This is a genomic window from Emticicia agri (assembly GCF_004168285.1).
Lineage (GTDB): Bacteria > Bacteroidota > Bacteroidia > Cytophagales > Spirosomataceae > Emticicia > Emticicia agri.
Window position 1 is genome coordinate 18,901 of the sequence record NZ_SEWF01000066.1, and the last position, 9,811, is coordinate 28,711.

The window sequence follows — 9,811 nt, forward strand, 5'->3', positions numbered from 1 at the left end:
ATCTCACCAAAGAGACAAATCGAAAATAAGTTTCGATAAATAAACTATTTTCCTAAATAAGATTTAGAAGATATTGACCATAACCACTTTTCACTAAAGGTTCGGCAATTTTTCTTAATTGTTCTGCATCTATGAAACCCATTCTGTACGCAACTTCTTCTATGCAACCTATTTTAAGGCCCTGGCGCTCTTCTATTACCTGTACATATTGTGCGGCCTGCATTAATGATTGAAATGTGCCGGTATCTAACCAGGCCGTTCCTCTGTTCATAATGCCCACACTTAATTTGCCTTGTTCAAGATATTTTTTATTTATATCTGTTATTTCCAGTTCACCACGAGGCGACGGTTCAATATTTTTGGCGATTTCTACAACGCTGTTGTCGTAAAAATACAATCCCGGAACTGCAAAGTTTGATTTAGGATTTTTTGGTTTTTCTTCTATCGAAATGGCTTTACGATTCTCGTCAAATTCTACAACTCCATATCGTTCAGGGTCGTGTACCTGATAAGCAAATACAACGCCGCCTTCAGGGTTTGTACTACTCTGAAGTAATTTGCTTAATCCGCTCCCATAGAAAATGTTATCTCCCAAGACAAGTGCTACACTATCGTTTCCGATAAAATCAGCACCAATAATAAAAGCCTGGGCCAACCCATCAGGGCTTGGTTGTTCGGCATAGGTAAACTCACAACCTATTCTGCTTCCATCTCCTAATAGCTTCTTAAAATGAGGTAAATCATGAGGGGTTGATATAATCAGGACTTCTTTAATACCTGCTAACATTAATATTGAGAGTGGATAATAAATCATAGGTTTATCATACACAGGCATTAGTTGTTTACTGACAGCAAGGGTAAGTGGGTGTAAACGAGTACCTGAACCTCCGGCAAGAATTATTCCTTTCATCTGAATTAATTAGAAAAACGAAGTAATAAATATTTTAACTCTAAATAGAAAAAAAGAGACTTATCTATAGTAATAAGCTACTCATTTATCATCTTCATATAAAATATATTTCAATAAAAATCGTGGTTTTTGATGCAAGTTATAGTATTTCTGACAAATGTCGTATCAAAAACTAATAAAATTTACAAAATCTTTATTTACTGGCAAATTGTACTATTCTAATAATGGAATATTTATATTATTTGTAGAAAACAAAAAGCAGCTATGCAAACGGGTTCTAATTGGCTTGGGCTTCGAAGTGGATATAATATAGTTTAATGAGTAGGTTTTGAACCATGCAATAAATTAAGTCAATAAACGAGTTTAAGTTAGCCTTAAGAAAAGTAATTGCAAGATATTTATTGCTACTATTTTAGTTATTAAATATTTGCAATTCTTCTTTATATTTTTTCTTTGTCCTAATAAGACAGCCACCTTTATACTTTTTGTTTCACTATATATTGTCAGGTGATACCCAAGATGTTTTATTGCGAGAACATAAGTAAAAAGAAGATTTTAATTAGATGTTATTGTAGTACCTGTTTAAAGTTAGAACTCATACCTAATCCCATAAAAACAAAACAAGTTTCAAGATAACTCTTGAAACTTGTCAGAAAGGATTGTTTTATATTATACGTTCGGAATACCTCTTTTGGCATTTGAGAAACGTTTTTGTACAGCCTCCCAATCAACTACATTCCAGAAAGTATCGATATAATCCGGACGTTTATTCTGGAATTTCAGGTAATAAGCGTGTTCCCACACGTCTAATCCTAAAATAGGAATACCTTTTTTATCTGCCACATCCATCAATGGATTGTCCTGATTAGGAGTAGAGGTAATGAAAACTTTTTCCTGGTCGTCAACACATAACCATGCCCAACCTGAACCGAAACGACCTATGGCTGCTTTTTTGAATTCATCTTTAAAAGCATCAAATGAACCAAAGGCATCATCAATCGCTTTGCCCAAGGTACTTGATGGAGTTCCGCCGCCATTAGGTGAAAGAATATTCCAGAATAAATCATGATTGAAATGTCCGCCACCATTGTTTCTTACCGGAGCCGGATATTTACTGATATTAGCTAATAATTCTTTCAATGATAAGCTCTCCATTTCTGTACCAGCAATGGCATTATTGAGATTGGTTACATAAGCCTGGTGGTGACGGTCATGGTGGATTTCCATAGTTGCCTTGTCAAAATGAGGCTCCAGTGCGTCACTTGCGTAAGGGAGCGGATCGAGTGTGTATGCCATATCTTAAAGTAAGTTTTAAATGTTGAATATTATAGTGTGCGATAATACAGCCTAAAGGCTAAACGCTAACTGTAAAAATTATGTTCGCAAATTCCTGAAAAAATTCTTTAAAATAATTTCAGAATCTTTTTCTAAAATACCTTTTACAACGGTAGTCTTGGGATGAAGAAGGTTAGGCGTAACTCGTGTGAAACCTCTCTTAGGGTCAGAAGCACCATATACTATGCGGTCAATCTGTGTCCAGTGCAAAGCCCCTGCACACATCACACAGGGTTCGAGTGTAACATATAAGGTACAATCTTTCAGATACTTGGCGCCAAGAAACTGTGCTGCTGCTGTAATGGCAATGATTTCGGCATGCGCAGTAACATCATTGAGTTGTTCTGTCTGGTTAGTGCCTTTTCCGATAATCTTGCTGCCTCCGGCTACCACAATAGCACCCACAGGAATTTCTCCTGCTTCGCCGGACTGTATGGCTAAATCAAGAGCTTTCGACATGAAATATTCATGAGAATAAAGCGGATAGGTGAGTCCCAAATTTGTAAGAGGTTTAAGATGAGTTTACTGTGCGGCGGTTGCCTCACCCCAACCCCTCTTCCGGGGAGAGCGGCTTAAAAAAGTATCCCCCTTCTGACAAGAAGAGGGATACTTATAGCAGAAACCGCACGGGGCAAGGAGAAATTTCTATAGATTACAAACCAAATTTCGCCGATAATTCCAACATTCTTTCAATGGGCTTTCTGGCAGCCTCAATTACGTCCATGGGTAAAGTAATTTCCGGGGTTTCATCTCTTAAACACAAATAGAGTTTTTCCATTGTGTTCAATTTCATGTGCGGGCAATCTGAACAAGCCTTACAGGCATGCCCATTGCGTGAAGTAGGTGCTACAATAAATTTTTTATCTGGGGCAGCCTTTCTCATCTGGTGCAAAATACCTGATTCTGTGGCTACAATAAATTCTTTATCAGGGCTATTGATTACATGTTTTAGCAAGCCTGTAGTAGAACCGATATAGTCAGCTAATTTTAAAACCGGCTGCTCGCTTTCAGGGTGAGCTACTACCTTTGCATCAGGGTGTTTAACTTTTAAATCCTGAATCATTTTGCCGGAGAAAGTCTCATGTACCATACAGGCTCCGTCCCATAAAACCATATTGCGGCCTGTAACTCTATTAATATAGCCCCCAAGGTTTTTATCAGGTGCAAAAATGATTTTCTGCTCTTTAGGGAAACTCTCAACAATCTTCACCGCATTGCTACTGGTACATACCACATCGGTTAATGTTTTAAGTGCAGCCGAACAGTTTACATAAGAAATGACAATATGGTCTGGGTGTTGAGCTTTAAAAGCCGCAAATTCATCAGCAGGGGCTGACTCTTCTAACGAACAACCTGCATTCATGTCAGGCAATACTACTTTCTTTTGCGGAGACAATATTTTGGCTGTTTCGGCCATAAATCTTACGCCTGCAAAAACAATCATATCCGCATCGGTCTTAGCAGCTTGTTGCGAAAGACCCAAACTATCGCCTATATAATCGGCAATATCCTGAATTTCAGCAATCTGATAATAATGAGCTAAAATAACCGCATTCTTTTCTTTCTTTAAACGGGCTATTTCTGCTACTAAATCAATATCTTCTTTTACCATTTTGGTTAATTTTCTAAATACCTGTCAAAAAATGTCGTAATACGCAAACCTATTTACAAAGATATTCCCATGCTTTCATCGTAGTGGTTACTCCTTTTGAGTCAGCAAATGATTCTTTTACTTTATTATTCTTTGCATCATACTCAAAGCTTCTTATACTTAGAATCTGATTATTGTAAAAATAGTTCTCTTTTACCATTAATGCTTTACTATTGTGTTCGTAGGTAAAGTAATAATCAACCTGATTTTTTGCATTCAAACGGGTTTTCTTTTCTAAAATCCCGTTAGCACCATAAGTATTTACGGTAGAAGCATACAAAACGTCGTTACGTAAGGTAGTTTCCTTGGTAAGATTACCAGCCGGATTATACTCATAGGTGGTAATGGTTGTTACTTTATCGGCAGCATCATAATGTACCCAACGGCTTACTTTTCCTACAGCGGCATAAGTATATTTATCTGAGAATGCAACTGTTCCATTAGCACTGATTACTTCTTTTGTAATTACTTGCCCGTTCAAATCAAGACCTATTATTTCTTTCACAGTCTCAGTAATACCGTCTTTATCATAGAAGATTTGTGTTGAGCCCGACTCTGTGAATATTGTTTTTGTAAGAGGGCTGGAAACACCATCTGCCGAAATAATTTCCTGTGTTAGTTTCCCCAGTAGGTTATATTCTTTCTGGGTTACCTTTTTCACCACGTTATTATGGCTATATGTTATTTTGGTATTATTGCCTTTAGTATCATATTCATAGGCATAGGCTTCGGTATAATTTCCCGAAAACTGGCTTGAATAAGTATTGGTTTCGTTCAGAAGTCGACCCTGAGCATCGTACTGTTTAACAAATTGTTGCTCAGTTTTTCCTTGTCTTGAGAAAGTGTACTTGGTTTCAAGACAAGTGTTTGCAGGGGTAATAATGTCTAATTGAGCAAAAGAGCAAGAAGAGGTAGTTAATAACAGTATTCCCAGACAAAAATAGACGTTTGTATGTTTAAGATTTAGTTTCATTTTCTTAATGAAATAAATGTGAAAAATAGATTGATGTAACATAAGTGTGGGCAATTTATAGCATAAAATTACAAATTTCCTGAAAAATCCGATACCTGTTTTTATTTAATGGCAAAGTTTGTGCTAATTATTGGATTTTTAATTGAAAAATTTCAGGATTAAATGGCTATAACTGTGGTGTTACAAATATTTTATGCTGTGAAAAAAAAGAGCAGAACTTTACGGTTCTGCTCTTCTATTATAAATAAAGCTGCTATTATTTCAATTGGAACTCTACGCGAGTGTTGGCTTTTTTGCCATCCGGAGTCATGTAAGAAGATGATGGGTCTTCATCTGGTTTTCCTTCGTAGGTCATACGTGCTTTGCTGATACATTTTTTCTTCAAGAAATAAGCGTAGATAGCACAAGAACGTAATTTGGCTGAACGAAGATTGGCAGAAGTGCTTGAACCATCGTTGTAAGCAACAATATTAAGTATGCTATCTGGGCATCTTTGTAACAAAGCACAAACACGGTCTAATTTTTTGTAAGAACTTGGTTTCAATTTGTTTGTACCGTTGTAGAACTCAATTCCTTGTGCGGCAAAGCTTAATTCGTCTAACTCAGCTTTAGAAATCATACAACCGCTCAATGTTCTGTAACCAGGAGCCACACCGTTTACGTATCCTTCAGGACAACCGTCGTTGGTTTGTAAGCCTGGTAAATCAGGACATTTATCTTTATCGTCAGCTACACCATCACCGTCACGGTCTGGGCAACCTTTAGCAGAAGCAACACCAGCTAAGTTCGGACAAGCATCATCTTTATCAGCTATACCATCACCGTCTGAATCAGGACAGCCGTTCAATGAAGCAGGTCCAGGCTCGTTCGGACAAGCATCGTCTTTATCGGTAATACCATCACCATCCGTATCAGGACAGCCTTTCAATGCTTTCAAACCAGGTACATCCGGACAAGCGTCATCTTTATCAGCTACACCATCTTTATCTTTATCAGGACAACCGTTTAAAGAAGCAGGACCCACTACGGTAGGACAAGCATCGTCTTTATCGGCAATACCGTCGCCATCAGTATCAGGACAACCTTGTAATGCCATTGGGCCGGCTTGCGTAGGGCAGGCATCATCTTTATCAGGAATACCATCACCGTCAGTATCCGGACAGCCCTGGAATTTACGTAAACCTTTTTCGTTAATACAAGCATCACAACGATCAACTACACCATCTTTGTCAGTATCTTTATCACCGAAGCGGTATGAGCCTAATAAGTTAACTACTGCGTAACCATCTCTTTTAGGTACGTTAGTTTCTAAACTGGTAGTTGATAAACTGGTTCCATCTAAGTAGTCAGAGAAAACATAGCGATAACCGGCTTCTAAACCAAGTGTCCATCTTTCAGCCAAGTTCCATTTTACCCCTAAACCAAATGGCAACATAAATGCTGCTTTTTGCAGATTAGCTCTATCTTCATCCATTAATCTTTGCAATGGAGGGAAAGCACCACCCGGTTGAACTTCAAAAGTAGGATTAGTGAATACTCCACCAACACCACCATAGATATAAGGTTTTACTGTTTTCTTGAAAGTTCCATCACAATAATAAAAACGTTCCCCAAACGGATATAACTCACCTAATAAAGCCACCTCTGTTAATGGAGATTTAAATTTCAAACGACGGTAATCCCATCTGCCGTCAGGTTGGTCCATATCATTTCCGGCTAATGCCCCTACCATTACCTGACCTCTTAATGCGAAATAATTGCCGAAATGCCTGCGCACAAATACGCCGAACATTGGTCGGTTTTCTGAAAGATATGCTTTACTACAGTGCATATCACCAAAATATTGGTTGGCACCAAGTAAGAGACCTACCTCCCACTTATATGGTTTACAAACGCTACAGGTGTCTTGGGCTTGCGACGCCAGTGAGATTGTGAATAACGTCGCAAATAATAGTATTGCCTTCTTCATGTTGGGGAATTTTTATGTTATATCAAATAAAACAATGTAAAAATTGGACTAAATAAAATATTTTGGGTCACAATCTGTTCGGAATATTTGGCAAAGAAAAAACAAAATGTTATAAATTTCTAAAAAAAAGGTTCATTTTTTTTACGAATATGATTAATCGGCAAAATTGGAACCTTAACTCTGTGTTTTTAATAGCCAAAAACATAAACTAATAAAAGAACAAAAATGTTTTAGCCCAAAATATCGGCTAAATCTATTATAAAGGCATATTCTTTTGCCATTAACTTCAGCGAAGCAAATCGCCCGGATGCACCGCCATGCCCTGCCTCCATATCAATATACATCAATAATAAATTGCTATCGGTTTTTAACGTACGTAACTTGGCAACCCACTTGGCAGGCTCAAAATATTGTACCTGTGAGTCGTGTAAACCTGTGGTTACCAATAGATTAGGGTATGCTTTTTTGCTCACATTATCGTAGGGCGAATACGAAAGCATGTACTCATAAGCGTCTCTGTTTTTAGGATTCCCCCATTCTTCAAACTCTCCTGTGGTAAGCGGAATACTTTCATCCAGCATGGTTGTTACGACATCTACAAACGGAACTGAGGCTACTATACCTCTATACAACTCGGGTTTCATATTAATAATGGCCCCCATTAATAATCCGCCTGCACTGCCACCCATTGCAAATAATTTGTTTGGGCTACAATATTGATTGTTAATCAGAAATTCAGAACAATCAATAAAGTCGTTAAAAGTATTGATTTTTTTAAACATTTTACCATTATCATACCACTCACGCCCCATCTCCTGACCACCCCTTATGTGTGCAATAGCATAGATAAACCCCCTGTCGAGCAGACTTAAACGAACAGAGCTAAAGGTGGCATCTGTTGAGTACCCATAAGAACCATACGAGTACTGTAGTAGCGGTGCTTTGCCGTCAAGTTGTGTGCTTTTCTTATAAACAATAGAGAGAGGTATCTTTGCCCCATCCCTTGCAATAACAAAAACTCTTTCAGATACATAATTGTTTTTATTAAAATCACCTATTACCGCTTGTTCTTTTTTCAGGTCTTTTATTTGGGTATCTAAATTATAATCAAAAGTAGAGCCCGGGGTAGTCATAGAGGTATAGATGAAGCGTAAAATATTTGTATTAAACTCAGGATTAGTACCTATATAGGCATCGTAAGTTGGTTCGCCAAAATCTACATAGTGTTCTTTTTTGGTATTCTGGTTAATAACTCTTAGCTGAGTTAAACCTTCTTTTCTTTCCTGCAATACTAAATGATTTTCAAAAACTTCGATAGATTCAAGCAATACCTCTTTTCTGTGTGGAATCACCACTTTCCATTTGGTTTGGTCAGCTACCTGTTTTTCTTTTACTTCCATTAACTGAAAATTAATGGCTCCCTCCCGATTGGTTTTAATATAAAATTTATCCTGAAAATGCTCAATGCTATACTCATGCCCACGTGCTCTTTCCGAAAAAACTTTAAACTCACCCATTGGTTTGGTAGCCTCTAATAAGCGGTATTCGGTTGATACTCCGTTATGGTCGCAACCAATGGCAATATATTTTTTCGATTTCATCCGGTACAGACCCATGTAAAACTGATTATCTTTCTCTTCATATACCAGTTCATCGCTTTTTACTTCAGTACCTAAAATATGCCGCCATACCTGATAACCTAACAGTGTCTGCTGGTCTCTTCTGATATAAAAGAAGGTTTTGTTATCACTTGCCCAAGCATAGCTACCACCTTCGGTATTTTTTATCTGCTCTTTATAAAGTTTACCTGTGTGTAGGTTTTTGAATCTTACTGTATAATTCCGACGGCTCACGGTATCTACTCCATAAGCCATAATCTCTTCATTGTCGGTTATTTCATAACCCCCCATATTGAAATAAGATTTGCCCTTGCCCAATTTATTCCCATCTAACAGAATTTCTTCAGGTGCGTCAAGGCTTTCTTTTTTGCGGCAATAAATCGGATATTCGCCGCCTTCAATAAAGCGGGCATAATAGTAATAATTACCCTCTTTTACGGGTACTGATTCATCCTGCTTCTTAATGCGGCTTTTCATTTCCTCAAAAAGTGTTTCTTCAAAGGATTTTATGGGAGCCATTACCTGGTTTAAGTAATCGTTTTCAGCATTCAGATATGCCAGTACTTCAGGATTCTCTCTTTCATTCAGCCAATAATAATTATCAATCCGGGTATGTCCATGAATGGATAATTCTTTAGGTTGTATTTGTACTGTTGGAGCAACAATACCGTCGTGCTTCATTAATTGTTTAGAACTCATGATATAGTTTAATAATTCGAAATCTTATAAACCTTTGTCTTTAAGGAGACCCAGGTTTGATGGGCTAAAACAACAAATAAAGTGTTTTTTTACTAATAATGTGAATCAAGGGTTAAAAATAAATAGACAAATGGCAGCAGTTATTCTACCTAAACAATGCGACCATAGAGCATTAGCAGAACGTACCTTTGAAGCATTTTGAATATCTGTTTTGCTAATGAGCCACTTAAAGAAAGATTCAATAGGTTGCCTAACAGAGCTAATATACTTAGAAAATAGGCTATCATCCGATTGTAGATATTGTTGTCTTTTTTTCAATTTTATAGGCGTTAAAACGACCGTGTTATTTTTAGAAAGTTGTTGGTTGAATTTTTCTGAACTATATGCTTTATCACCGACCACAATTTGATTTTTTAATTGGCAAATCATGGGTTTTATAGCTGTTAAATCATTCACACTGGCAGGCGTAAAATCAAAAAAGTTAGGTTTAGGTATTTTTTCAAATCTGTCCTTACCTATCAAATGGAGCTTTACTCCATGATAAAATTGTTTTTTTGCATCGCAATAACCCTTATCTGCTATCTCAGATGCTACTTTAGCTGTATAAGGGTGTTTGGAAAGCATGATAGGCAATGAATCCACCAAAGATACATTA

Annotated in this window: 8 protein-coding genes; all 8 read right to left on the bottom strand. The window is 37.3% G+C overall.

Going from position 1 to position 9,811, the window contains the following annotated elements:
• Positions 1-52 precede the first annotated feature (52 nt).
• Positions 53-910, bottom strand: coding sequence for a glucose-1-phosphate thymidylyltransferase RfbA (rfbA, locus tag EWM59_RS24830; RefSeq protein WP_130023935.1), 858 nt, complete (start codon positions 908-910; stop codon positions 53-55).
• 669 nt (positions 911-1,579) lie between these two features.
• Positions 1,580-2,206: a superoxide dismutase gene (locus tag EWM59_RS24835; protein WP_130023936.1), complete on the bottom strand. Its 627-nt coding sequence runs from the start codon at positions 2,204-2,206 to the stop codon at positions 1,580-1,582.
• Between the two features lie 78 nt (positions 2,207-2,284).
• Complete coding sequence (locus EWM59_RS24840) at positions 2,285-2,743, bottom strand: nucleoside deaminase (RefSeq protein ID WP_262709311.1); 459 nt, start codon at positions 2,741-2,743, stop codon at positions 2,285-2,287.
• 154 nt (positions 2,744-2,897) lie between these two features.
• Positions 2,898-3,857 carry a quinolinate synthase NadA gene (nadA, locus tag EWM59_RS24845; protein ID WP_130023938.1) on the bottom strand — a complete coding sequence of 320 codons (960 nt, stop codon included), beginning with the start codon at positions 3,855-3,857 and terminating at the stop codon, positions 2,898-2,900.
• Positions 3,858-3,906: 49 nt separating this feature from the next.
• Positions 3,907-4,869, bottom strand: a complete 963-nt coding sequence (locus EWM59_RS24850) for an RHS repeat protein (protein ID WP_130023939.1) — start codon at positions 4,867-4,869, stop codon at positions 3,907-3,909.
• A 256-nt stretch (positions 4,870-5,125) separates the two neighbouring features.
• Positions 5,126-6,838 (bottom strand): DUF6089 family protein, encoded by a 1,713-nt coding sequence (locus EWM59_RS24855; RefSeq protein ID WP_130023940.1) that lies wholly within the window; start codon positions 6,836-6,838, stop codon positions 5,126-5,128.
• Between the two features lie 230 nt (positions 6,839-7,068).
• Positions 7,069-9,156 (bottom strand): S9 family peptidase, encoded by a 2,088-nt coding sequence (locus EWM59_RS24860; RefSeq protein ID WP_229239430.1) that lies wholly within the window; start codon positions 9,154-9,156, stop codon positions 7,069-7,071.
• A gap of 105 nt (positions 9,157-9,261) precedes the next feature.
• Positions 9,262-9,811: transposase (locus EWM59_RS24865; RefSeq protein ID WP_207220055.1), on the bottom strand; the 550-nt coding region annotated here is incomplete at its 5' end.